Annotated in this window: 24 protein-coding genes; 12 read left to right on the plus strand and 12 right to left on the minus strand. The window is 58.3% G+C overall.

Annotation, left to right across the window (positions count from 1 at the left end):
- The first annotated feature begins 83 nt into the window (after nt 1–83).
- The 3 genes from B8783_RS06645 to B8783_RS06655 all read left to right on the plus strand — a co-directional run bounded on the left by B8783_RS06645 (nt 84) and on the right by B8783_RS06655 (nt 5810).
- Nucleotides 84–656: a hypothetical protein gene (locus B8783_RS06645; protein WP_084419296.1), complete on the plus strand. Its 573-nt coding sequence runs from the start codon at nt 84–86 to the stop codon at nt 654–656.
- A gap of 84 nt (nt 657–740) precedes the next feature.
- On the plus strand, nt 741–3338 hold the full coding sequence (pepN, locus tag B8783_RS06650; RefSeq protein WP_407646332.1) for an aminopeptidase N: 2598 nt from the start codon (nt 741–743) through the stop codon (nt 3336–3338).
- A 153-nt stretch (nt 3339–3491) separates the two neighbouring features.
- Nucleotides 3492–5810, plus strand: a complete 2319-nt coding sequence (locus B8783_RS06655; RefSeq protein WP_233355697.1) for a PAS domain-containing sensor histidine kinase — start codon at nt 3492–3494, stop codon at nt 5808–5810.
- Between the two features lie 16 nt (nt 5811–5826).
- Here B8783_RS06655 and B8783_RS06660 read toward each other — a convergent pair whose 3' ends face one another.
- Genes B8783_RS06660 through B8783_RS06675 form a run of 4 tightly spaced genes read right to left on the minus strand, consistent with a single transcriptional unit; the run spans nt 5827 to nt 9297 of the window.
- The gene (locus B8783_RS06660) at nt 5827–6441 is read right to left on the minus strand and encodes an ABC-type transport auxiliary lipoprotein family protein (RefSeq protein WP_084419302.1); all 615 of its coding nucleotides are present in this window, start codon (nt 6439–6441) and stop codon (nt 5827–5829) included.
- Nucleotides 6438–7400: an MlaD family protein gene (locus tag B8783_RS06665; RefSeq protein WP_084419304.1), complete on the minus strand. Its 963-nt coding sequence runs from the start codon at nt 7398–7400 to the stop codon at nt 6438–6440. Before B8783_RS06665 ends, B8783_RS06660 begins: the two co-directional genes overlap by 4 nt.
- A complete protein-coding gene (locus B8783_RS06670; RefSeq protein WP_084419306.1) occupies nt 7400–8170 on the minus strand; it encodes an ABC transporter ATP-binding protein in 771 nt (256 codons plus the stop codon). The genes B8783_RS06665 and B8783_RS06670 overlap by 1 nt, the downstream gene beginning before the upstream one ends.
- Entirely contained in the window at nt 8167–9297 is a 1131-nt protein-coding gene (locus B8783_RS06675; protein ID WP_084419308.1) for an ABC transporter permease, read from the minus strand. Before B8783_RS06675 ends, B8783_RS06670 begins: the two co-directional genes overlap by 4 nt.
- 103 nt (nt 9298–9400) lie before the next feature.
- Between B8783_RS06675 and dgcA the strand changes: the two genes are divergently transcribed.
- Both dgcA and B8783_RS06685 read left to right on the plus strand, forming a co-directional pair.
- A complete protein-coding gene (dgcA, locus tag B8783_RS06680) occupies nt 9401–10378 on the plus strand; it encodes an N-acetyl-D-Glu racemase DgcA (protein ID WP_084419310.1) in 978 nt (325 codons plus the stop codon).
- A 5-nt stretch (nt 10379–10383) separates the two neighbouring features.
- Nucleotides 10384–10899, plus strand: a complete 516-nt coding sequence (locus B8783_RS06685; RefSeq protein WP_233355698.1) for a GNAT family N-acetyltransferase — start codon at nt 10384–10386, stop codon at nt 10897–10899.
- A 15-nt stretch (nt 10900–10914) separates the two neighbouring features.
- Here the strand turns inward: B8783_RS06685 and B8783_RS06690 are convergent, their stop codons facing one another.
- Genes B8783_RS06690 through B8783_RS06700 form a run of 3 tightly spaced genes read right to left on the minus strand, consistent with a single transcriptional unit; the run spans nt 10915 to nt 13485 of the window.
- Nucleotides 10915–11331, minus strand: coding sequence for a hypothetical protein (locus B8783_RS06690; protein ID WP_084419314.1), 417 nt, complete (start codon nt 11329–11331; stop codon nt 10915–10917).
- On the minus strand, nt 11328–12389 hold the full coding sequence (locus B8783_RS06695) for a phosphotransferase family protein (RefSeq protein ID WP_233355699.1): 1062 nt from the start codon (nt 12387–12389) through the stop codon (nt 11328–11330). The genes B8783_RS06690 and B8783_RS06695 overlap by 4 nt, the downstream gene beginning before the upstream one ends.
- Nucleotides 12382–13485: a hypothetical protein gene (locus B8783_RS06700; RefSeq protein WP_084419316.1), complete on the minus strand. Its 1104-nt coding sequence runs from the start codon at nt 13483–13485 to the stop codon at nt 12382–12384. Before B8783_RS06700 ends, B8783_RS06695 begins: the two co-directional genes overlap by 8 nt.
- 106 nt (nt 13486–13591) lie before the next feature.
- On the opposite strand from B8783_RS06700, the gene B8783_RS06705 reads away from it, so the two are divergent.
- From B8783_RS06705 to B8783_RS06735, 7 genes are all read left to right on the plus strand, one after another.
- Nucleotides 13592–14011: a PaaI family thioesterase gene (locus tag B8783_RS06705; protein ID WP_084419317.1), complete on the plus strand. Its 420-nt coding sequence runs from the start codon at nt 13592–13594 to the stop codon at nt 14009–14011.
- A 107-nt stretch (nt 14012–14118) separates the two neighbouring features.
- Entirely contained in the window at nt 14119–15621 is a 1503-nt protein-coding gene (locus tag B8783_RS06710) for a flavin-containing monooxygenase (RefSeq protein ID WP_084419319.1), read from the plus strand.
- 39 nt (nt 15622–15660) lie between these two features.
- The gene (locus B8783_RS06715) at nt 15661–16014 is read left to right on the plus strand and encodes a DUF423 domain-containing protein (RefSeq protein WP_084419321.1); all 354 of its coding nucleotides are present in this window, start codon (nt 15661–15663) and stop codon (nt 16012–16014) included.
- 77 nt (nt 16015–16091) lie between these two features.
- Nucleotides 16092–16640, plus strand: coding sequence for a hypothetical protein (locus B8783_RS06720; protein ID WP_084419323.1), 549 nt, complete (start codon nt 16092–16094; stop codon nt 16638–16640).
- Between the two features lie 112 nt (nt 16641–16752).
- Nucleotides 16753–17523 (plus strand): SDR family NAD(P)-dependent oxidoreductase, encoded by a 771-nt coding sequence (locus B8783_RS06725; RefSeq protein ID WP_084419325.1) that lies wholly within the window; start codon nt 16753–16755, stop codon nt 17521–17523.
- 3 nt (nt 17524–17526) lie between these two features.
- Complete coding sequence (locus tag B8783_RS06730; RefSeq protein WP_084419327.1) at nt 17527–17898, plus strand: tRNA-binding protein; 372 nt, start codon at nt 17527–17529, stop codon at nt 17896–17898.
- The gene (locus B8783_RS06735; protein ID WP_084419329.1) at nt 17895–18380 is read left to right on the plus strand and encodes a PaaI family thioesterase; all 486 of its coding nucleotides are present in this window, start codon (nt 17895–17897) and stop codon (nt 18378–18380) included. The genes B8783_RS06730 and B8783_RS06735 overlap by 4 nt, the downstream gene beginning before the upstream one ends.
- An 80-nt stretch (nt 18381–18460) precedes the next feature.
- Here the strand turns inward: B8783_RS06735 and hsdR are convergent, their stop codons facing one another.
- The 5 genes from hsdR to B8783_RS18470 form a co-directional block, all read right to left on the minus strand.
- The gene (gene hsdR / locus B8783_RS06740) at nt 18461–20839 is read right to left on the minus strand and encodes an EcoAI/FtnUII family type I restriction enzme subunit R (RefSeq protein WP_084419331.1); all 2379 of its coding nucleotides are present in this window, start codon (nt 20837–20839) and stop codon (nt 18461–18463) included.
- 50 nt (nt 20840–20889) lie between these two features.
- Nucleotides 20890–21147 carry a hypothetical protein gene (locus B8783_RS06745; RefSeq protein ID WP_084419333.1) on the minus strand — a complete coding sequence of 86 codons (258 nt, stop codon included), beginning with the start codon at nt 21145–21147 and terminating at the stop codon, nt 20890–20892.
- Between the two features lie 3 nt (nt 21148–21150).
- Entirely contained in the window at nt 21151–22329 is a 1179-nt protein-coding gene (locus B8783_RS06750; RefSeq protein ID WP_084419335.1) for a restriction endonuclease subunit S, read from the minus strand.
- Nucleotides 22326–23777, minus strand: a complete 1452-nt coding sequence (locus tag B8783_RS06755) for a class I SAM-dependent DNA methyltransferase (protein WP_084419337.1) — start codon at nt 23775–23777, stop codon at nt 22326–22328. Before B8783_RS06755 ends, B8783_RS06750 begins: the two co-directional genes overlap by 4 nt.
- 309 nt (nt 23778–24086) lie before the next feature.
- Nucleotides 24087–24227, minus strand: coding sequence for a hypothetical protein (locus B8783_RS18470; protein WP_169711692.1), 141 nt, complete (start codon nt 24225–24227; stop codon nt 24087–24089).
- Nucleotides 24228–24284 lie beyond the last annotated feature (57 nt).

Genomic DNA, 24284 nt, shown 5'->3' on the forward strand with positions numbered 1-24284 from the left:
GGCGATCGATCAAATTTTACAGACCCGTTTCACCGGACTTCAAACATGCTGTGACACACAGGGCCAACGAACGGAGTACGACCATGGCCAAAGCCCTGTATCACAAGTCCCAGCGCGTTTTTATCAAGCCCGTCGGCACGTGGGCGATCGTGGAAAAAGTAATTCCCCATTGGGTGAAAGACGTCGAGGAACCCCTCCGGGTCACGTATGACGTTGGCCTTGGCCGCGAATTCTCTGCGACCGAACTGGTCTCTGAAGATGTCATGCATGGACGCAACCGCTCACGCATGGACGAAGACCCGACGACCGAGGACTGGCGCATTCAGCGTGCCAAGAACCGCTGGCAGGATGGCGACGATATTTCGGGCCATCCCTACCCCGGCACATTCCCGGTCGTCATGACGGACGAGAATGACTGGGGCGGCTGGCGCGTGCCAGGGGCCGAATATGACCGGGATCCGCACAAGATCGAGTATCAGGCCCGCCTGATCGTGAACGGACCGAAACTTCTGCATCTTGCGCGCAAACTGGCCGAGTTTGCCGCCGAGAAGCCAGAAGCCTTGCCGGAAGAGCTTCGTTCGCTCATTCCAACGACGAAGAAAATCCTGCGCCACGTCTACGACATCACGGACGCCCCTCGCCAGGCGGCAGAATAAACACAGCCACTATAGGCTCTGGCGATTGAGCCGAGCCTTGGTCCTTCCTATCTTTGCGTCAGACAAGACGAAGGACAGGACATGCTGCGCACAGATACACCGGTACTGACGAAACTCGACAATTACACGCCCTACCCGTTCGAGATCGATCAGGTTCATCTCGACTTTTCGCTCGAGCCGACCGCAACCCGTGTTCGCGCAAAAATGCAGGTCCGCCGCGTCAGTGACGGGGCGTTTGTGCTCGATGGCCAAAAACTGAAGCTGAACAGCATCAAGCTGGATGGCACGCCCCTGGCTGAGAGCGACTATGTCGTCACCGACGACACGCTGACGATCACCAAGGTGCCTTCGAAATTTGTGCTGGAAACGGATGTTACGATTGATCCGTCGAGCAACACAGCACTGTCGGGGCTTTATATCTCCGGCGGGCGCTTCTGCAGCCAGTGCGAGGCCACCGGTTTTCGCAACATCACCTACTGGCCTGACCGCCCTGATGTGATGAGCCGCTTCCATGTTCGTATGGACGCCGACAAAGCCGCCTATCCGATCCTGCTGTCCAATGGCACGCCGGGCGACACCGGAGACGCAGGCAATGGCCGCCACTTCGCCGAATGGGACGACCCGCACCCGAAACCATCCTACCTGTTTGCGCTCTGCGCTGGCGACTATGATGTCTGGCGCGACGACTTCACCACCATGAATGGCGACCATGTCGACCTCGGCGTTTATGTCGACAAAGGCCAGGCCGAGCGCGCCAAATGGGCGATGGAGAGCCTGAAAGCGTCGATGAAATGGGACGAGAAGCGGTTTGGCCGCTGCTATGACCTTGGCGTGTTCAACATCGTAGCCGTGCGCGACTTCAATTTCGGCGCGATGGAAAACAAAGGCCTCAATATCTTCAACTCCGCCTATGTGCTGGCCGATCCGGACAGTGCGACGGATGCGGACTTCGAAGCCATCGAGAGCATTGTCGGCCACGAATATTTCCACAACTGGACCGGCAACCGGATTACCTGCCGTGACTGGTTCCAACTTTGCCTGAAGGAAGGCCTCACCGTCTTCCGTGATCAGGAATTCTCTTCGGATCTTCGCTCGCGCCCGGTTCAGCGGATCAAGGATGTGATGCGGCTGCGCTCACGCCAATTTGCTGAAGATGGTGGCCCACTCGCGCACCCTGTGCGTCCGGACACCTATGGCTCGATCGACAATCTCTACACCGCCACCGTCTATGAAAAGGGCTCGGAGCTAATCCGCGCACTGACCGTGCTGATTGGTGACGAGGCCTTCAACAAGGGCATGCAGATCTATTTCGACGAGTTCGACGGCACGGCCTCAACGATCGAAGATTTCTATTCCTGTTTCGAAAAGTCATCGGGCCGCGATCTCTCGCAATATCGCCGCTGGTATTCACAGGCGGGTACGCCAGAAGTCACCGTCAAGGAAGACTGGGATGAGGCCGCGAAGACCCTGACAATTTCGCTCTCGCAGAAGACCCCGCCAACCCCGCGGCAGTCCGAAAAGAAACCCGTCCCTATTCCGCTGCGCACCGCGCTGCTGGATGGCAAAGGCGGACATGCGGACGCGGAAGGCTGGACGGACGGTGAAACCGTTCTGGTTCTCGATAGCGAGCACAAGACGTTCAAGGTGAAACTTGCTGAAGGCGCAGACCGGCCATTGCTGTCGATCAATCGCCAGTTCAGCGCCCCCGTGCGTGTTCGCCGTGATCTCTCGACTGAAGCCCTGCTTGAACTGGCGGCGGCCGAGACAGACCCTTTCAACACCTGGGACAGCTTCCAGACGCTCGCTCGCACCGAAATCTTTCGGCTTCTGGACGAACCTCAATCGCCACCGGATTCCGAACTGGTCGAGGCGCTCGCAGATGCGGTTCGCCACTATCGGTCGGACGACCCTGCCTTTGCGGCCCTACTGACAGCCCTGCCCGACATTGGCGAGCTGTTCCAGCACCGCGAACCGGTTGATCCGGCCGGTCTTGATGATGCGCGCAAGCGGCTCAGAAAAGCGCTTGCCGAAAATCTGAAAAACGACGCCGAAGCCGTGCTGTCCGAGCCATCACCCACGCCGTTCAAGCCAAGCCCGGAGCAAGCTGGCACACGCGCCCTTCGTAGCGCCATGATCGGACTGACAGGTGCGCTGGCAACGTCTGACGCCGCCGACCGGCTGAAGGCCCTCTATGAGGCAGCGCCGAACATGACCGAAAGCCTCGCCTGCTTGCGGACGCTCGTTCCACTGCCGGGCGCGCAGCGTGACGCGGTGATCAACGACTTCTACGAAAAGTGGAAGGACAATGCGCTGGTCATCGACAAGTGGTTCGCCGTTCAGGCCGGTCAGGGCACGGCGGACGATGCCAAGCGCCTTTCCGAACACCCCGACTATGATCTCTCCAACCCTAACCGCGTCCGCTCGGTCGCGGCAGCGTTTGCGATGACCAATCTCGCCGCGTTCCATGCGCGCGATGGCAAAGGCCACCGTGTGGTGGGCGAAATCATCTCGAAGATCGACAATCGGAACCCTGCCCTTGCGGCCCGTCTGCTCACCAGTTTCGAGCAATGGAGCAAGCTGGAGCCGACCGCCAAGGCAAGCGCCAAAAAAGTGCTGGAGGATCTGCGCGATCAGGACCTCTCAAAGAACGCCCAGGATATCGTCGCCCGCGCGCTCGAGTAGATGAAGTCGCACAGCTAAGTTAACGCAAGCGCAAGCCTTTTTCGGTCATTGTGCCCCCGGTTGGGTGCGTGAAAGGCTGACGCGTTGGCGAAATCAGGACGAAAGTCGAAGGACAAGGGTCCGTCGAAACCGGCACCGGGCAATGGCTCCGGTATGGTGAAGACAATTCTCGCCCTCACCTTGTTCGCTGTTGCGGTCTCCTTTGGACTGATCGCGTGGAATAGCCAGCATTCCAGCGACCTTGATGAACTGAAAATCCTTCAGCGCGATGCCATGATTTCTGGCCAGCAACTCAACGCGTCTGCCGACAAGACGATCGACAGGCTGGAACAATCGCTCAAGTCCGGCCGGAGTCTGTCACGCGTGGACACCGGGTTCGCGGGTGTCGAAAGCCTAATGTCGCTTGATGCGGCGAAAGGCTCAAAAGATACACGCAATGTCGAGATTGCCGCCCAGGCCGAAGCTATGCTCCAACTGGATCAACGGCTTCACCTGATGGAAGATGGTCGTCTGATGCTGGTGCACGTCCCGGCAAATGGACCTCCTATCATCGCAACGGTTTCGCCCGAAAAATGGCTGCCACCAGCGGTGGCAAATGAACGCCTCATCCTGTACGGCGCCACGGCAACCTCGCTTGGCGACAAAAGCGTCCTTCCTCCAGATCCATCGGTGCTGACCAAGGGCCAAGGGTTTCGATATGACGGCGTACTCGACCGCTCTGCGACCGGATGCGTGGCCATTGGACGGGCAGACTTTTCGCATTGCGTTTCACGGCCCAGCCCCCTCCTCACCACTGAGAACGGCATCCAGCTTGCGCTTTACCTGCTTTTGCTAGCCGCACCCACGCTTGCGGTGATGGGCCTATACTCAACCTGGTCAGGAAAAAACACCGGTCCAACCACGCCGTTACCAACACGCCAGTCCGCAGATGACTCCACTCATCGAACGGCCGTTGAAAACAGTTATGTGGGCGTCTGGACACTGAAGCCATCACAGGACGCCGCCTGGCTGAGCGAAGAGGCTGCGGGCCTGCTCGGTCTGCAGACCGGTGGGACGATCTCTGCGACGCAGATGCTTGAGCATATCTATGCGCCGCATCGCCAGACCCTCAAGGATGCTGTTGACCGATCACGGTCCGGCCGACCCTTCTCTGTCAGCTTCGGCACAGCAGCGACGCGCGGTGAAAGCTGGATCGAGCTTCGGGGAAGTCTCGACATTGCGTCAGGCGCCCAGACGACCAGTCTGAGCGGCGTTGTGTTCGACGTCACGGAATCGGTCCGTCAACGCGAGCGTCGCCGGAATGCTGAAGCGATGCTCCGCTCGGCGATTGAGAAATTCCCCTGCCCGTTCGCGCTATGGGACGAGAAAAAGCGCCTCACATTCTGGAACCAGTCCTTTGAAATGGTCTTTGGGCTGGACGATATTCTGAGAGCCGGCGTTGCGCATGAAACAGTCATGATTGCGCGCAGCGGCAATGTCGTCAGTGAGCGCGCCTCGGAAGAGGAATCAGGCACAACCGTGCTTGGCCTGCGAACCGGCGAATGGTTCAAGATCGTGGAACGCTCAACCCCGGCTGGCGGCCTCATCACATTCGGGCTCGACGTGACCCAGGATGTGAAAAGCGAAGAGATGCTCACCCAGCAAAAGAAAAAGCTCCGCAACGCCATTCAGGAGCTCGGCCGCTCAGAGGGGCACAATGCAGAGCTCGCTCGCAAATATAACGAGGAAAAGGCCAAGGCCGAACGCTCCGCCGATTCCAAGAGCGCTTTCCTCGCCAATATGAGCCACGAGCTGCGCACGCCGCTAAATGCGATCAACGGGTTCTCCGAAATCCTCGTCAACGAGATGTACGGACCGCTCGGGGACAAGCGATATAGCGAATATGCGCGCGACATTCTTACGTCCGGCCAGCACCTTCTGGATATGATCAACGACATTCTGGACATCGCGAAGATCGAAGCCGGCAAGATGACCATCGACCCGAAACCAATTGACCTGGTCGATCCTGTCGACGCAGCCGTTCGGATGATCCGGCGCAAGGCCGAAGACAAGGGCATTCAGCTCAGCCTTCAGGCAGACGACACGCTTCCAGAGGTCGACGCCGACCACCGTGCGGTGCGCCAGATGGTGCTGAACCTGCTGTCGAACGCCATCAAATTCACAGATGCGGGCGGGCGGATCATTGTGGCCGTGCAGAGGAAGAATGACTTCCTACGTGTCGCCGTGCGGGACTCAGGCGTTGGCATTCCCAAGGAACACCTGCCGCGTCTCGCCCAGCCGTTTGAGCAGGTCCAGGAAACACGCGAGCGCAATTATGACGGAACGGGCCTTGGCCTAGCCCTCACAAAATCATTCGCGGAAATGCATGGCGGTCGCTTCTCCATTGCCAGCGAAGTCGGCAAGGGCACGATGGTCAGCTTTTTCCTGCCAATCAGCACAGACCTTTCACGCTCTGACCGGAACGTGGCCTGACGCCTGACGCCGGTCGCTAGTCCGCATCCTCTTCCACAGGGGTCAAAACCGCGTTCTCCGCGATGACCTGAGCTGCAGACTGCACACAGTCACGCCCTGCATCCGCTAGCGCCTTTGCCCGCACCAACGGCCCTGTTCCAACAGACGGCGCGCGCGCTTCGACGCTATCCTGAAAGACTGGCTCACGGTTGCGCCCATCTACCAGGGTGAGCTGCAACTTGCAGTGGCCTTCGTCTCCCACGAGCGTGAAATTCGAAACCCGCCAGAAGAGTTCGTAGGCTGCGCTGACGCCCGTCACGTCGTCGACGGCGAGACCAGACGAATCCGTCGCAAAACTTTCGAGCATTGTCGTCTGAAACATCCGGGTTGCCCGATCAGCCCAATTCACATCAGGCACGACCTTGTAACCATCGTCAGGGCTCTGTGATGTGATGACGCGACCACCGAACAAATGCGGCGCTTCGGGCTCACGGATAACGACATTTGTTTCAAGGCGCGCCAGAGTCTCAGGTGCCGATAATGAGTAGACCGCTTCAGGTTTCGGCTGCTCAGGCAGTACCGAGACGCAACCGGATACAAAGGTCATGGCCGCAAGGCCGCCAAGCAGTTTCATTGAAAGGTGATGGGTCATTCCCGACCTCCTTCATAAGGCAATGGGGCGGCCCGGATCAGGCTCTGGGGATTTTGTTCAATTTCACGACTGAGCCGATCAAGACGGGCGATCAGAACACGCAAGTCCTGCGCGATCAGGCGGAAATCCGTCACCGCATCCGTTGCGGGGCCTTCAATCACCGTCGCAGCAGAATCAATCGCCTGCTCTGCCCGCTCAATTGCTGAATTGGCGGACGTTGCGACGCCTTGAATCTCCGTCATGATGTCAGACGCCTGACCGCTCAGTCCCGCAAGCTCACCATTCACATTGCTGCTCAGCTCGCTGAAGTCACGGGACGCCTGATCGAAGCTTTTTGCGGCCACGTCGACCGATTCCAGCGTTTCGATCACGGTGGTTGCCATCTTGCCTTGTCCGCTTGCCAGTGCGCTCAGCGACTCAAAATTCGAGATGATGTTTGAGACCCCTTCAACATTCTCCTCGCTGAGGAGGTCTTCAATCCGCTCAAGCGCCAATGTCGCCCGCCCCATCACTTCGGTGCCGCTGGAAACGAGCTCTCCGAGCGGGTTCGAAACAGACTTGATCTCCGGAATATCCTCTTTGGACACGTCGGTGAGCCGGCGCGCATTATCTGAGCCAGCATTTATCTGGACGAAAGTCACGCCGGTAATGCCCGCGAATTCAATGCTAGCGGTCGAGTCGACTTTGACCGGCGTTTCGGAGTCAACGCGGATGCGAGCACGGACCTTCGATGCATCGCTGCGGTCGATGCCGATCGATTCCACCTCGCCGACCTTGATGCCGATATACCGAACCGACGCCCCTTCCTCCAGCGAGACTGGGCCGTCAAAGACAATGTCGTAACGGTCAAAGTCCTGATTGAACTGGGCCTGCCCCAGCCACAGGACGAAGCCCAGCGCCGTGAGGGCCGCCACAATGACAAAGGCCCCGATCAAAGCGTAGTTTGCGCGTGTTTCCATTATTCTGCTCCCGCCGCTGCGGCGCGGCCACGGGGGCCGCAAAAATAGTCCTGGATCCAAGGATGATCATTCTTGCGAAGTTCATCCATCGTTCCAATTGCGATCACTCGCTTCTCGCTGAGTACGGCTATCCTGTCACAAGTGGCCGCAAGTGTGTCGAGATCATGTGTGACGAGAAAAACGGTCAGCGACAAGGCGCGCTGCAGGTCCCGGATCAGCTTGTCGAAGCCAGCCGCCGTGATCGGATCAAGCCCGGCTGTGGGTTCATCAAGAAACAGGATGGGCGGATCAAGCGCCAGGGCGCGCGCAAGCGCGACGCGTTTGCGCATGCCGCCTGACAGGTCGGACGGGTATTTCGGCCCTGCACTTGTGCTGAGGCCCGACATCCGAAGTTTCTGATCAGCCAGCTCACGCATAAGGCTTTTTGGCAGATGCGCGTGCTCTTTCATCGGCACCATGACGTTCTCGCGGACAGTCAGGTTTGAAAACAGCGCGCCGTCCTGGAACATGATGCCCCATAAATTCTGTACGTCGCGCAGGCTGTCGCCCGAGAGGTCCGTCACGTTTTTGCCGAACACCTCAACGGTCCCTTCGTCGGGACGTTTCAGCCCGACAATCGCTCTCAGTAGCACAGATTTACCTGTACCCGATGGCCCGATGACCCCAAGGATTTCCCCGTTGCGAACATCAAGGTCGAGATTCTCATGAACGACCGACGTGCCATAGGCTGTCTTCAGCCCGCGGACGGAGATGGCGATGTCCTCGCTCATATCCCCAGCTCCATGTAGAAGACGGCAAAGAGTGCATCGATGACGATGATCGAAAACAGGGCCTGGACGACAGACTTCGTTGTCGCCTGACCAAGCGACTGTACGCTACCGCCGACAAGCAGCCCCTGACGGCACCCGATCAGAGCGACGACAAGTCCAAAGACAGGCGCTTTTGACATGCCGACCCAGAAATTCTCGATCGGCACAAATTCCTGCATGCGATTGATGAAAACGGTCGGATTGATGTCCAGCGCGATCCAGCTGACGAAGGCGCCGCCGCCGATGCCGAATATCGTCGCCACCACTGTCAGGACAGGCGTCATGATCAGCATGGCGAAGACGCGGGGCACGACCAGAACATCCATCGGGTTCAGGCCGAGCGTGACCATCGCGTCGACTTCCTGGCGCATTTTCATCGCGCCGATCTGGGCAGTGAACGCAGAATTGGTTCGTCCTGCGAGGATGATCGCGGTCAGGATGACTGCGAATTCCCGCAGCACTGCAATACCAACCAGCTCCACGGTGAAGATGGTGGCGCCGAACTCACTGAGCGTGGTCGCCCCGATAAAGGCGATGACCATACCGACGAAGAACGCCAGAAAGGCGACAATCGGCACAGCATCGAGACCAGAATCCTCCATCACTGAAACCAACGCCGTCCACCGCATACGGGCCGGCTTGGTGATCACATGAAGCATCGACACGACGGTCTCACCGAGGAAAGACAGCGTTTCGACCATCTCCCGCACAAAGTGATGAGTGGTACGACCCGTCCGTTCGAGCAGGTCCACAAAGCCATAGCTGGAGCTCTGCTCAAAGGTCTCGGTTTCCTGCGACCTGACCGCACTCGCTTGCTCGAAAAGGGCGGCTATCTGGTCCGTCGCGTTGACCGGGGACGCAGATTCAGCCCCTGCATCTTCGGCCAGCCGGTCAATGATGTAAGCGCCCGCCGTATCCAGACGGCCAACATCACTACAGTCGACGTCCAGCCGGTCGACGCCCGAAACGTCGAGTTCTGCAATTTCCGACGAAACCTTGCCAATCGTATGCACCGTCCAGTCGCCCTGAAGCACAAGGCGGGCGGTTGAGCCATCTGTCTGGTAAGAGAATTCTGGTTGTGCAGGCATAATTGGCTTGAGACTTCGTTCCTGGTTACCTTAACAACCATGAGTCAGGGACGACGCATAGCACCCTGTGAATTTCAGATACGTACAGGTACGCTTTGCTATCATGACCCGGCTACAAATTGAGCATATTTCATCACCATTGGCGCGCAGCTTCTCAATCTCGAGGGGCGCGAAGACTTCGGCAGAGACCATTCTGGTAACCCTCGAAAGAGATGGCAAACGGGGACGCGGTGAATGCGTACCATATGCAAGATACGATGAAACGGTCGAATCTGTGACAGAGGCCATCGAGGGCCAGAGGCGCGCCATCGAATCTGGATTGACCCGGCAGCAATTGCAGGACGCCATGCCAGCTGGCGCCGCGCGATGCGCTATCGACTGCGCAATGTGGGATCTCGACGCGAAACTCGCTGGCAAGCCTGTCTGGAAGCTCGCAGGCCTGCCAGAGCCGGTCGCCTTGCCGACGGCCGTCACGGTCGTTCTCGACACGCCAGACGCTATGGCCAGCGCAGCAAAGGACGCACCCGGGCAGCTGCTCAAACTGAAGCTCGGCGGGCCTGATGATCTGGAACGCGTCGAAGCCGTGCATAAGGCGCGGCCAGATGCGCGCCTTATCCTTGATGCGAACGAAGCGTTTGAGGCGGATGTCTTTCCTGACGTCGCCCGACAGGCCGCACGGCTTGGCGTTGTGCTGATCGAACAGCCCTTCGCTGCCGGAAAGGACGCAGCCTTGCTACGCCGTCCTCCTGAGGTCGCCATCTGCGCTGATGAGAGCGCGCATACGAGCAAGGACATTCAGGACCTCGCCCGCGCCTATGACGTGATCAATATCAAGCTCGACAAGGCGGGCGGTCTGACAGAAGCCATTGCAATGGCACATGAAGCCAAGGCGTGCGGCCTTGGCGTGATGATTGGATGCATGGTCGCCGGCTCCATCAGCATGGCGCCGGCTTTCCTTCTGGGCGCGCTTGCCGACGCCGTCGATCTCGACGGTCCTTTGTGGCTGACCAAGGATGTTGAACACGGCCTTTCCTATTCCGACGGACAGGTGTCCCCACCGACGCCTCAACTTTGGGGCTAATGACCATGCCGTCACTATTGCGCGCGCTGGACGTCGACCGCGATACAGCCGCCCTACACCAGATCTACAGTGACGAAGAAAGCGCGAGATATCTCGCCCAGCCAGCGACCTCATCGCTGGAAGAAACGCACGCCTTGCTGTCGTCCTGGACGAAAGGCTGGGAAGCCAATAGCTGGGCAATTACGGACGGCCAGTCCAGCGATGCGCTCGGGCGCGTATCGACGTATGGCGGCGATATGAACGTCTGGGAAATCGGCGTCATTCTCCACCCGTCGGCCCGCAGGCGGGGGCTGGCGCGACAAGCGACTGCCGAAGCGCTGGATATCACGTTTGAGCGTGATGGCGCTCGCCGGATTTTCGCGGACATCGATCCGGACAACATCGCGTCCATCCGCCTGTTTGAATCTCTCGGGTTCAAACTCGAGGGCCATATGCGGGAGTCATACGAAACGCATATCGGCGTGCGAGACGCGCTCATATACGGTTTGCTCCGCACAGACCCGCTGCCATGGCGGGCCTGAGGCCTGCTGGTCTCGTCAGCCTTCAGAAAATTGCGGCGGACTTGGCATCCGGGCCATGCTCGTCGTCAGCAGATGTGCCCATATCTGGGTATTCAGATGCGCTGAATCCGCGTCATCCTGCCCTTCCAGACGTGTCTGCAGTTCGATCAGTTTTTCGGCCAGTTCGTTCCGTGTGCGCTTGAGGTCAGAAATCCGGTAGGAGCTTACTTTCTCAACGGTGTCGTCAACCTTGCCAGCCGCCAACAGGCCGCGAAGCCGGTTGATCTCTTCGACGAGGAGATCGGCTTCCTTATCCCACATCTCGCCAGCCATACCGGCCAGAATACCCGACATACTGGCATGGCCGCCCGAATAATCACCTTCAAGCTTCGGAGCGACCTCGTTTGAAAGCGTCGCGCCGATGCGCTGCAAGATCATCGCAATATCGCTCACAATTTCACTCCATGTTTCAGGGCAAGTCGGTGGGCCAGCATGGTTTCGTGCGCGCAGTGCGTGAACCAGCCAGAGAAGGCGAGGATGGGATCGTCATTCTTGCCATCCGCGAAGGCGCGAGCAGATGTGATCCATATGCCGAGCCCTTTCAGGGACGCAAAAAGGCTCCACCATTCAAAGGCTTGCGGATCGAACTTACAGCCCGATGCCGCTTCCCAGACCGCAATGGCCTCTTGCCATGGCAAGAGACCGGCCGCGCGCTCCTGATCGTTCCCGCACCAAAGAAGGTCTGTCGCCCAAGCGAGGTCTTCAAATGGATCGCCGAGATGTGCCATCTCCCAATCGAGGATGGCGTTGATGTGCCCCTGCCCGTCATGAAGGTAATTTCCGGTGCGGTAGTCCCCATGCACGAGCGCCAGTTTCTGGGCCGGCGGCGGCGGATTAGCGCGCAGATACCGTATGGTCGCCTGCGCAACCGGCTGTGGCTCTCGCGAGTTTTCGTCGATCTCGTTGGCCCAGTAGTCCAGTTCACGCTTCCAGCAGCTATCGAGCGCCGGTGGCTCCATCACTTGCAGGACAGGTTTATCATCGAGATCAATCGCCGCGATGGCGCCAAGATGCCGGAAAAAGTCCCTGCCGAGCGCATCCCTCTGCTCCCCGACCGCATCAAGCTGAAACGGGTTGAGCGGCTCGCCGCCTTCAATGCGGCCCATGACGAAGAATGGCGCGCCGAGCGGGCCTGAACTCGTCTCGAGAAACAAGGCCTCGGGCGCCGGGATGTCGCCCTGCCCGTAAGCCGTTTGAATGGCGGCGAACTCGGTCTCTCTTTCAGTGTCGATGAGGCTGTCAGCCGGGTCGCGCCGAAGGATCAGGCCTTTGACCTTCGGCCCGGTGGCATCCTCATAAGCAATATCGATCGAATAGGTCTCCCGGCTCGCGCCGCCATGGATGCGTGAGATCGAGGTGACAGAGAGGTTTCGTGCGCCGGGGATATGCGCTTCAGCATATGTCGCGAAGGCCGATGCCAGCTCAGGATAGGCGAGCGACGGTTCAGGCATCAAACATGTCTTTCCAGCCGCTTGGTTCGTGCGGACCGATGAAGAGTTGCTCCAGTGAGCCTATGCCCGTCGAGCTCTGACCATCCGGGCCTTCATGGGTGACCTTTGAGATCGCCTGGATATGCAGATTGCTTGGCTCTTTCCACGGCATGACGCCGGGTTTGAAGTCTTCGCGCTCGATGGCGTACTCGCCCTTGTAGAGGCCATGAGACCAGTCTGGGTGCGTATAGCCGAGGCCCTTCATCTGGAACGTCGACATCGGCTCATAGGTAACTTTGTGCTCGCGCCCCTGCCCGTCTGTCACCTTCAGCAATCCCTTGCGGATCCGCCGGGTGCCCTGATCGTATTCGGCTGAGAACTCCGGATTATCGAGATGTAAGAGACCGTCAGCGTCTACCCCCTCCATTGCGAGGACAGCCCGCGTATTCCAGCTCTTGCCCTTTTCATCGTCATTCACGTGGAAATAAAGTGCCAGGTTCTCGAAATTGAGCGGCGTCCAGATCCAGTAAAATTGCGGAAGCTGCTGAGGCAAGACCGGTTGAGGGTCCTGCGAGCCGATCGGGCGGACCCCCCAGCTGCGATCACGCGTGCCGTAGAAATTGTCGCTCGCCACTTCAATCCGTTCACCATCGACGGAGATCCAGCCAGACCAGCGCCCATTCTGCGTCATACGAGTGACATCCATCACCATGCGCGACCCACTACGACGCGTGAATCGGGGTTCTTCCACCGGAAAGTGGCGACCTTCAAACGTCAGCTCGCCAGAAATACCTTCAGCGTCATCGAGCGTGATTTTCACTGAATAAAGCGGCCTCAGAACGTCGATCTTCATCGGCCCAACGCGCACATCCATGCGCTCATGATGCATCACGCGAGACAGGTGAACGGAGCGCTGTACACCGTCCTTCAGAACGGAAAAGGCGCCGTCCATAATGTTCAGATGGGGGTACACACCAAAGGCGGCGGCAAAGAAGACCGCGCCGTCCTTCGAATAGCCATTGAAGAAATAACGATCGTAGAAATTACGATCAGATCCTGCGACCCAGACAGGCTCGGGTGTCTGGTGGATCGGATATTCGTCGCCCCATGTGAGCATAGTCTTGTTTCCTCTCGATGATTGACCTCTAGTCGGGTCTTTACCGGCCCAGAGTGGCTGAGCAGATCGAGCGGATCAATCACTTCCGCCGGGTAATGGAGGGATCATGTCATCAAAAGTCACCGTTGAAGACGCCAACGCTTTTCTCGAGGAAGCCTTTAGCGGCGCGCAGAACCGCTCAAAGGTCACACTGATGGAGGATGGGCGCGCTATCATGCGCATGGACGCCAGCGAACAACATCTTCGCCCGGGCGGCTACATTTCCGGCCCGACCCAGATGACGATGGCCGACAGCGTGACTTATATGGCCATCTTCACGCGTCTTGGTATCGTCCCGATGACGGTCACCAGCAATCTCAACATGAACTTCCTTCGACCCTGTATCGGATCTGCGGTAATCGCCGAAGCCAGATTGCTGAAGCTCGGTCGCACGCTTGCCGTCGCCGAGGTGGAAATTCGCGCGGAAGGCTCTGAAAAGGTCGCAAGCCACGCCATCGTGACCTACTCCATCCCGGCCGCCCGATAGGGCCAACGCGCCCGGCCCTTCCCCAACGACATCCGCAGCTCTACCTATTCAAGCGCGCCATACCACTGGTATCCTCTCCTAAAATATAAGCCATAGGAGGAATGGTAATGGACGATAAGATACTCGACGTCCTGATTGTGGGTGCGGGCATTTCAGGTGTCGGCGCAGCCTACCACCTCAAGACCCGCTACCCCGGAAAAAAGATCGCCGCCTTCGAAGCGCTCGACAGCTTCGGCGGCACCTGGAAGGTCCACACCTATCCCGGCATCCGCTCCGATAGCGACCTCTACACGTTCGGCTATCGCGACAAACCGTGGACCGGCCCTCCCATCGCGACCGCCGGAGAAATCCTCACCTATATGGGCGAGTTCATTGAGGAGAATGGCCTCGCGCCGCTCATCCATTATAATCACAAGATTACCAAGGCCGAATGGTCTTCCGCCGACAAGCTCTACACCGTCACCTATGAGACGCCCGATGGCGAGCATCAGGTGAAGGCACGCTTCCTCTGGATGTGTCAGGGTTATTACGATCTCGACAAAGGCTACACGCCGGAGTGGGACGGGATGGACAGCTTCAAGGGCGAGATCGTCCACCCGCAGAACTGGCCGGACGATATCGATCTCTCGGGCAAGAAGGTCGTGGTCATCGGCTCTGGTGCCACTGCAGCGACGCTTGTCCCAAACATTGCCAGCGATTGCGAGCACGTCACCCTGCTCCAGCGCTCGCCGACCTATTTCGTGCCGGGCCGCAACATCAACGAACTCGCCGATGAGCTGCGCCGCCTCGAAATCGATGAGGAATGGATCCACACGATCGTGCGCAAGAAAGTGCTGGTCGACCAGCGCGATTTCACCCAGCGCGCCCGCGAAGAACCGGACGCCGTGAAAGGCGAGCTTCTCGAGGCCGTTAAGGCGTTTCTCGGGGAAGACTTCGACATGAAGCATTTCACGCCGACGTATCGCCCCTGGCGCCAGCGTATCGCCTTCGTGCCCGATGGCGACATCTTCCAGGGCATCGCCAGCGGCAAGGCCAGCGTCGTCACCGATCATATCGACCGCTTCGTTCCTGAGGGCATAAAGCTGAAATCCGGAGAGATTCTCGAAGCCGACATGATCATCACGGCGACCGGCTTTCATCTCAAATTCCTTGGCAACATTCCCTTTGTTGTCGACGGCGAACCGGTGAACTTCAATGATCGCCTCACCTGGCGCGGCATGATGATCGAAGACGTCCCGAACATGCTGTTCGTCTTCGGCTATTTCCGCGCCAGCTGGACCCTCCGGGTGGACCTGCTCGGCGACTTCGTCATCCGTCTGTTCGAGCATATGGACGAGATCGGCGCCGCCGAAATCCGTCCGCATGTCCCGGCGGGTGTTCGCTCGCTGGAGCGGATGAGCTGGATGGACACAGACGACTTCAATCCGGGCTATCTACAGCGCGGTCAGCATCTCATGCCGAAACGCGTAGACCATCCGGACTGGCAACACACCCAGGACTATTGGCACGAAAAGGACGCCCTGCCCGCGCTTGAACTCGATAGCGAAGCCTTGGTCTATCAGGACGCCAAAGGTGAACGCGTTGGACACGAAGCCGCAGACGCAGCCTGACGAGTTGCCTCTTGCGGCCGTCCATGGGACAGCTTCGATATGTTGACTGTCATCGCATCTGTTCTGGGCTTTCTCGGTGTCGCGCTGGGCGCATTTGGCGCGCATGGCATGTCGGGCCGTTTCACGCCTGAAAGCCGCGGCTGGTGGGAAACCGCAACGCTGTATCTGCTCGTCCATGCTGTGGCCGTCTTCGCCGCCAGCCTTTCAGGGCGAACAGGCCTCTTCTCGACGGGTGGATGGATCATGGCGATCGGCGCGCTCATCTTTTCCGGCACGCTCTACGCGATGGCACTCGGCGCGCCACGCTGGTTTGGCGCGATTACGCCGATTGGCGGCGTTGGTCTGCTGATCGGCTGGGCCCTATTTGCCGTGGTCGCCATGAAGGGGGATTAATTCGCTCCAAGAAAGCCAAAAAAGTTGAGATTTTTCCCTCTACGGTTTATTTTTGACCACCTTGGGGAGATATTGAGATGCCAAAAATTACCGGATACCGTTTGGTCAAGGAAGAGTACGAGTACGAGCTCTCTCTTGATCTTGACGATCAGGCCATCATGGAAGACCAGCTCTCCATAGATGTCATTGCTCGTCGGCGCCATATCAAAGAGGCAGAGTGGATTGAGGTAAAGGTAACTCTCAAATTCGAATTTCCCAAACCAATCGTTCGGGTTTTCGTCGAGGATAAGCATATCGGAGATATCAATCTCGACTTTATCCGTATTGATGGCGGCGACGACCTTGGGCCAGATTGGGATCCGCTTGAATCGGCCTACGAAGGCACGCCACTCGAAAATGCGATCGAGCTAATTCCTGTTGATCCAGTTTTTGGTTGTTTGATCAAAGCAGGCATCAGCACTACTCTAGGCCAGTCTATACGATGCTATGACCGAGCAAGGGAAACTCACGAAGGCTTCAGACAACGAATTCGCGAAACATTTGTCTGTCTAGGCGATAGTAGCGTTTTGATGATAATGCGTGCCACTGCTCGAACATTTCGCTGTATGATTATGCTGGGCTTCTAGAAAACATATTTGCCTTCTTTCCATTCCATGACTTGCCAGGGATTGGCAGCGTGCACGATTTGAATATGGTGCGGCGAAAATAGTGCACATGTGAAATAAACCGGAGGAAAACATGGCCAGTCTTTTCGACATGAGCGGCAAGGTCGCCGTCATTACGGGCTCATCGCGCGGCATCGGCAAATCCATCGCCGAGGAAATGGCCGAGCAAGGCGCCAAGGTCGTCATTTCCTCGCGCAAGCCGGGCCCCTGCCAGGACGTCGCTGCCGAGATCAATGCCAAGCATGGCGATGGCACCGCGATTTCCGTCCCGGCCAATATTTCCTCCAAGGAAGAGCTTCAGACGCTGATCGATGAGACGCGCAAGGCGTTCGGCAAGATCGATGTGCTGGTCTGCAACGCCGCCTCGAACCCGTATTACGGTCCGATGGAAAAGATCGAGGATGATGCGTTCGAGAAGATCCTGCAGAACAACATCATCTCCAATCACTGGCTGATCCAGATGGTCGCCCCGGAGATGAAAGAGCGCAAGGATGGCGCGATTGTCATCATCTCCTCGATTGGTGGCCTGAAAGGCTCGCCCGTTATCGGTGCCTACAACATCTCCAAGGCGGCAGATTTTCAGCTTGCCCGCAACTACGCGATCGAGCTTGGGCCGCACAATATCCGCGTCAATTGCGTCGCGCCCGGCCTCATCAAGACCGACTTTGCCCGCGCCCTCTGGGAAGACCCGTCGGCCAAAGACCGCATCGAAAAAGGCACGCCCATGCGCCGTATCGGTGAGCCACAGGACATTGCTGGCGCAGCGATTTTCCTTGCGTCTGATGCCGGAAAATACATGGCCGGGCAGATGATCGTCGTCGATGGCGGCTCGGTTATTGTCTAGACCATGCATAAAGTAGACCTGCCCGGCAATCCGCCCGAAGCGGAGACCGATTTCGACACGTTCCGCAAGATCGACATCCGCGTCGGCACCGTGCTGGAGGCCGCGCCCCTTGAGGGCGCGCGCAAGCCTGCCATCCGGCTGCTTATCGACTTTGGCCCCGGCATCGGGAACAAGAAATCCTCCGCCCAGATCACAGAACACTATGAGGCCGATCAGCTGGTCGGCCGACAGGTGATGGCGGTGGTAAATTTCCCGCCGCGCCAGATCGGCAAATTCATGTCCGAAGTCCTCACGCTTGGCTTTCCCGATGATGCGGGCGCGATCATCCTCGGCGCCGCCGACACCCCTGTGCCCAATGGAGCGCGCCTCGTATGAGCCTTGATTACGACCCGAACGACTATGCCCCCATGTTTCAGGGCTTCCTTGCGGGCATCAGCTCAGGCGACTGGCCGTCCAAGCCGAAAGGCATCGCCAAGCTCGGCATTATGCCCGAGGACTGGCTGAAAGAGATCAGCCCCGGCCATGTCCACTATGTCTGGCCGAATGATGGCAGCCACGACATTCAACCCGGCCGTGCCTTTGGCGGATGGGTCGGCGCCCTGTCAGACCATGTCGTCTCGATCTGCATGTTTTCGGCCCTTGAGGATGGCGAAGCGTTCACCACGCAGGACCTCCAGATCAAGCTGTTCAGACCGGTCTCGCATGGCGACATCACGATCGACGCGCGCGTCGTGAACCGGTCCCGCACCACCGGCTATATCGAGGCCGAATGGAAAAATGCCGAGGGCAAACTCCTCGTCAAAGTCATCGCATGGAAAGCCATCCGCTCGGTCGAGGCCATCCACGGACAGCGTTGAGTTAAGGGCGTGGCTAGTTAAATCGCGTCTGTTATGTTTGCCGTTGGCCATGTCGGACATTCTACCAACATTTTTCAGGCTTACTCGGCGTAGATGAAGCGTTGCAGGTCCGAAAAAGCGGCTTTCACCTGTGCAAGATCGCCCAGGCTGCGCTTGGCGTCACTGGTGGATCCGTAGCGGCTGACAAGTCGGCTTCCAAGCGTATCATAGCCTAGCTCTGCAACGCCTTCGCGCTCATAAGCGTAAAGCACGTCCTTCAGGAAATCACGCATCTCAAGCTCAAAACCTTCCAGGCCATCGCGGCGGGCGGCGTCGGCGCGGTCCCGTCTCGTCTTCGGATCGAGTGAGAAGCGGACATAGGCGAGCACGTCAAACACGTCGCTATCGCGCGCATCGATGAGGGCGCCCATCTCTTCCAGACGTTCCAGATCATAGCCACGCTCTTCCAGCACTGTGAACAGTGTCGCCCGCAATTCGGGGTCGCTCCACTTTGCGCGCAACTCGTCTTCGCCGGAGAGGATGTCAGACAAATCCCCAAACAGCCGCTTCATGAAATCTTCGGCGCTGATCGGTCTTCCATCCACCCAATAGCTTGTGGAGGCCATATACTGGATGCGCCGTTCTTTTCCGTCAGCAAGCTTGATAAGGATCTTGGCCGGACGTGGCTCTCCAGGGCTGTCATCGACGTACTCCCTGTCTTCCTCCTCCATACCGCCCTTCGGCCCATCCTTGCCGCCAGTTGGAGGCTTTTCGGGCGGCTCCAGCGGCTCGCCGTCCCATTCAGGGTCGTTGAAGTGTTCATACGCCTTCACGAAGTCGTAGATCGTGAAATAGTCCTTGCCTTCAAATGTGCGCGTGCCGCGCCCGACGATCTGCTTGAACTCGATCATCGAGCGAACCGGCCGCATCAGAACGATGTTGCGGATATTGCGCGCATCAACGCCGGTTGAGAGTTTCTGAGACGTCGTCAGGATCGTCGGGATCGTCTTCTCGTTGTCCTGAAAGGTGCGAAGATGCGCTTCGCCGATCTCGCCATCTTCGGCGGTCACGCGCTCACAATAGTGAGGGTCCGGCACGACTTTCATCTCATTGATATAGTCGCGCACCCGGGCGGCATGGTCCTGCGTGGCGCAGAACACCAGCGTCTTCTGGCGCGGATCGATCTGCGTCATGAACTCGCGCACGCGGCTGCGCTCGCGTTCCTCGATCACGATCTTCGTGTTGAAGTCGCCTTCAGTATATTTACGGCCTTCTTCGATCTCGCCGTCGATCACGGTGTCGCCCGCGCCGAAGACATACTCATCGATCGTGCTCGCCATCTGGCGCACCTTGAAAGGCGTGAGGAAGCCATCCTCGATCCCTTCTTTCAGGGCGTAGGTATAAACCGGTTCCCCGAAATAGTTATAGGTATCGACATTGATCGTGCGCTTCGGCGTCGCCGTCAGGCCGAGCTGCACAGCGGGCGCGAAATGCTCCAGAATCGCGCGCCAGGTGCTTTCATCATTTGCCCCGCCCCTATGACACTCATCGATGATGATGAAATCGAAGAAGTCCGGCGGATATTGCAGATAGTTCGGCGGACCGTTGGAGATGATCTCGCCGCTCTCATCCTCGCTTTCCTCGCCAGCGCCACTCGTCATCAATGTCTGGAAGATCGAGAAGAAGACGCTCGCATTCTTCGGCATACGGCCGCGGCGCTCGCGGATTTCCTTGGGATTGATGCGCGACAATGCGCCAGCCTCAAACGCCGAGAAGGAGTTGAAGGCCTGATCGGCGAGAATGTTGCGATCGGCCAGAAACAGGATGCGCGGGCGGCGCACCGGCTCACCCGTAAGGTTCCAGCTGGCGTGAAACAGCTTCCAGGCGGTCTGGAAAGCGATGCTGGTCTTGCCCGTCCCGGTCGCGAGCGTCAGCAGGATGCGCTTGTCGCCCTTCGCCACCGCCTCAAGCACCGCATTGATGGCATTGTGCTGGTAATAGCGCGGCTCCCATTTGCCGCCGCCTGTCTCGAACGCGACAGCGCCAAAGCGGTCTCGCCACGCATTGTCCTTTGCGAAGACGCGGTCCCACAACTCATTCGGCGTCGGGAAAGGCAGGCCGATATCGCGCTCGGCGCCCGTCACCATGTCGACTTCGCGCCAGCCTATGCCATTGCTGGAAAAACCGAACCGCGTCTTCAGGCGCCCGGCATAGTCCTTGGCCTGCCCCATGCCGACCGTGTAGCCGACGCCCGCCTTCTTCGCCTCCATCACGGCGAGTTTCTGGCCGCGATACTCAAAGACGTAATCAGCTGTCTTGGACGGCCCGCGCCGCCCGCCACTCATGATACGGCCCGGACAGATGACTTCACGGCGCACGCGCGCGCCTTGCGTCGACTTCCAGCCAGCAGCCTCCAGCACCGGGTCAATCCGGTTGGCGCGTGTATCGGCTTCGGTTTCGGTATGGGCCTCGTCAGTCATCCAGTTGGCGCTCTGGCCCCTCCAGCCTCTTCCTCCCCGCGACTATCATATCAGACGTTGAAACTGTCCACCCATTCCGAAATATCCAGCCCAGGCATGCCGCCCTGGCAGTCTGGGCATTTGCGCTGGTGGAAGTCAGAGCCGTTGGCGCCGTAGCGGGCGCCGCAGATCGCGCCGGTCTCATCACGGCGGACGCAGGTGAGCACCCAGACATATTGCAGGTGATCAGTGCCCGGCAGGTCTGTGCGCGCGATCAGGATCTGGTCATTTCGGTTGATGTCGCCGGGAATGCGGGATGATTTAGCCATGGATCAGGTCAGCTCCCCTGCAAAGGCTTGTCGGAGAAGGGACTGGCGGAGGTCGTCGAGGTCCTGCAGCTTAGTCCTGTATAGCTCGGTCAAGGTGCGGCACTCGATATCCGCTTGATCGATAGCTAAGGCCATAAGTTGCTGCTTCGCCAAAGGGGGAAGCTTGAACCGATAGGCAAACAGATGATTCCGATTCACCTTAGGCATGCCCGCCCGATTCGAACCGCTAATAGCGTACTCCGTAAACTCATGGCTTAAAAGAAGATGGAATAGAAAGTCTCTAGTCAGTTTTTCGGGGCTGGGCGTGATCGGATAAACATCGGCACTACACAAGCCACTAAAGTCGGGTCGGGCGGCTTTTCTCAGGTACGGTCGGATCTTGCTGTAAAGAACTGCTTTCTGGTCAAAGAGGTATTTTCCGGACTTCAACTTCTCTTCGCGCGCGGTTTTTACCTCGACAAGTTCATCTGATCCCGACGTCATGTTTCCAGCGCCTAAGTGAAGGAAGTCTTCGTAGGCCTTCTCTCGTGGGTCGACCAATCCGGAAACGATGTCAGCAACTTCTGACAAAAGCACTTCTTCCGAATCTGAGCCTGTCTGTGCCAGCACATTAGTTTTATGGCTTTCAAACAGTTCCCGCGCGCTGGCGAGGTTGGCTTCGGTGTTTTCGCGGGCGCGGGCGAGGCCCTCAAAGGCCTCATCCAGCACCGCCACAATCCGCCTCTGCTGCTCGAGCGGGGGAAGCGGCACTGCGATTTTCCTAATGTCACTGATGTTCAAGCTTGCTCTCGTCGCACCTCCGGTCGGGAATTTTCCTTCCATGCTCAATAGAAAATAGCGAAGAAAGCTACGATCAACTCTTTCGTCGGGATCAATGAGAGCGATTGTTCTGCTGATATTGGAGCCGGCGTATTCATCGGGACAAAGTGCAACACGACCGATCGTGCCTTGAATGCTAAGCAGTATCTCACCGCCCATCAAAATGCTTCTTTTAAATTCGGCGCTAAGTTCGTCGGTTATTAAGTAAAGGTCTGACGGATCGAGATAATTCTCCCTAATGTCGGTTATCCGAATGAGTCGAACCCCCTCCGTCTGTCGTTCTCCAGGCTTCAAGACTCCGTAACATATCGGGCGATCCTTTGTGAGATCGGCGAGTGTCGTGAGCGGCCACCCCGCCTTCACAGCAGCCCCCGGATATTCTCCAGAATGTCCGCCGTCTCGCGGTCGCGCGCCAGCATATCCTCGATAATCTCTTCCGGCGCGCGAAGCGGGGCCTCTTCCGGGGTGTTCGGGTTCTTCACGGAGAGGTCGTAGGTCGCCTCATCCAGATCGGCGGCTTTTACCGTCCAGCTCTTCTCGCTTTCCGCGCGCGTCTTCTGGAGTTTGACGAACTCCGCCATGTCTTGATCGTTCAGCGGATTGGTCTTGCCCAGATTGCGGCCGGGATCGAGCGCATAATACCAGGTCTCGCGTGTCGGTTTGCCCTTCTCGAAGAAGAGCACGACGGTCTTCACGCCCGCGCCCTGAAACGTGCCGCCTGGACAGTCGAGCACCGTGTGCAAGTCGCAGGTCTCCAGCAGCTCCTTGCGCAGTGCCACGCTCGCATTGTCAGTATTGCTGAGGAAGGTGTTCTTGATAACGATGCCGGCACGGCCGCCCGCCTTCAGCTTGCGCATGAAATGCTGCAGGAAGAGATAGGCCGTCTCGCCGGAGCGGATCGGGAAATTGTGCTGCACCTCGGTGCGCTCCCCGCCGCCAAAGGGCGGGTTGGCGAGCACCACATCGTGACGGTCCTTTTCCTGAATATCCATCACATTCTCGTTGAGGGAGTTTGTGTGCAGGATGTTCGGCGTCTCGATGCCGTGCAGGATCATGTTCATGATGCCGATCACATAGGCGAGCGACTTCTTCTCCTGCCCAAAGAAGGTGCGCTTCTGCAGCGCCGCAAATTGCGCCGAGCTGATATTGGGCTTGTGCATGTAGGCATAGGCTTCGCAGAGAAAGCCTGCCGAGCCGACCGCGCCGTCATAGATGGTCTCTCCGATCTTCGGGTCGATCACCTCGATCATGGCGCGGATCAGCGGGCGCGGTGTATAATACTCCCCGCCATTGCGGCCCGCATTGCCCATCCGCTTGATGCGCGCTTCGTAGAGGTCCGACAGCTCATGCTTTTCGGCCTGGCTGTTGAAGCGCAGCTCATCGGCAATCTCCAGAACGTCGCGAAGCACATAGCCCGAACGGAAGCGGTTGATGATCTCGTTGAAGATCTCGCCGATCTTGTATTCGATTGTGTCGGGAGAGACGGCGCTTTCACGGAAGCTGCCGAGATAGGGGAAGAGCTGGTCATTGACGAACTTGATCAGATCATCGCCCGTCAGCGCGGCGTTATGGTCGAATTTGCCGTCCTTGTCCTTGGGCGCGGCCCATGTCTGCCAGCGATATTCGGGGGAGAGGATCGGCTGATAGGCCTTGCCTTCAAGCTCCGCCATGTCGGCGCGTTCGCTCTCCATGTCGTCGAGATATTTGAGGAACATGATCCAGCTGGTCTGTTCGGCATAGTCCAGCTCTGAGGCAACGCCCTGCTCCGTGCGCAGCGCCTTGTCGATATTGTTGAAGGCGTTTTCGAACATGCGAGGCTCCTGATTCTTGCAAGCCCTATCGGAAGGCAGGACACGCACCGGCACAAGATCAAAACAACTGATGGATAGCGACACTCATGCATGCGTGGAAAATCAGTTTCGCATGGTATTAGAAAAATGGCGCAGCAGCGGGCTTGAACCTCCACGTTATGAGACGCGCGGACCGGAACCGCACGTCGCCAAGTGGTTGTTGCACCCTGCTCCATCTTCATCACGCCCAAAAAAATGCGGCCGCCGGTCCTCTCCTTTCTGGAGACTGAACCGGCGGCCGCGCCCGATTTTGGTTTGACTGCCTGAGCCTTACGGATCGGGAACCGCGAACGGGTCGGTTGTGAAGCTCACCGCTGTGATCGTGATCGTGTCAGGATCGAGCGGTGTGCCGAACCGGCCTGTGTTGAATGCCGTTCCGAAGCCGGCACCAAAGCTGGTGTCCGGGTCCACCACGCCGTCCCCCGGTGGAGGGGGTGGCGGCGGCGGAGGTGGAGGCGGCGGAGGCGG

It is taken from the genome of Henriciella litoralis (genome assembly GCF_002088935.1).
Lineage (GTDB): Bacteria > Pseudomonadota > Alphaproteobacteria > Caulobacterales > Hyphomonadaceae > Henriciella > Henriciella litoralis.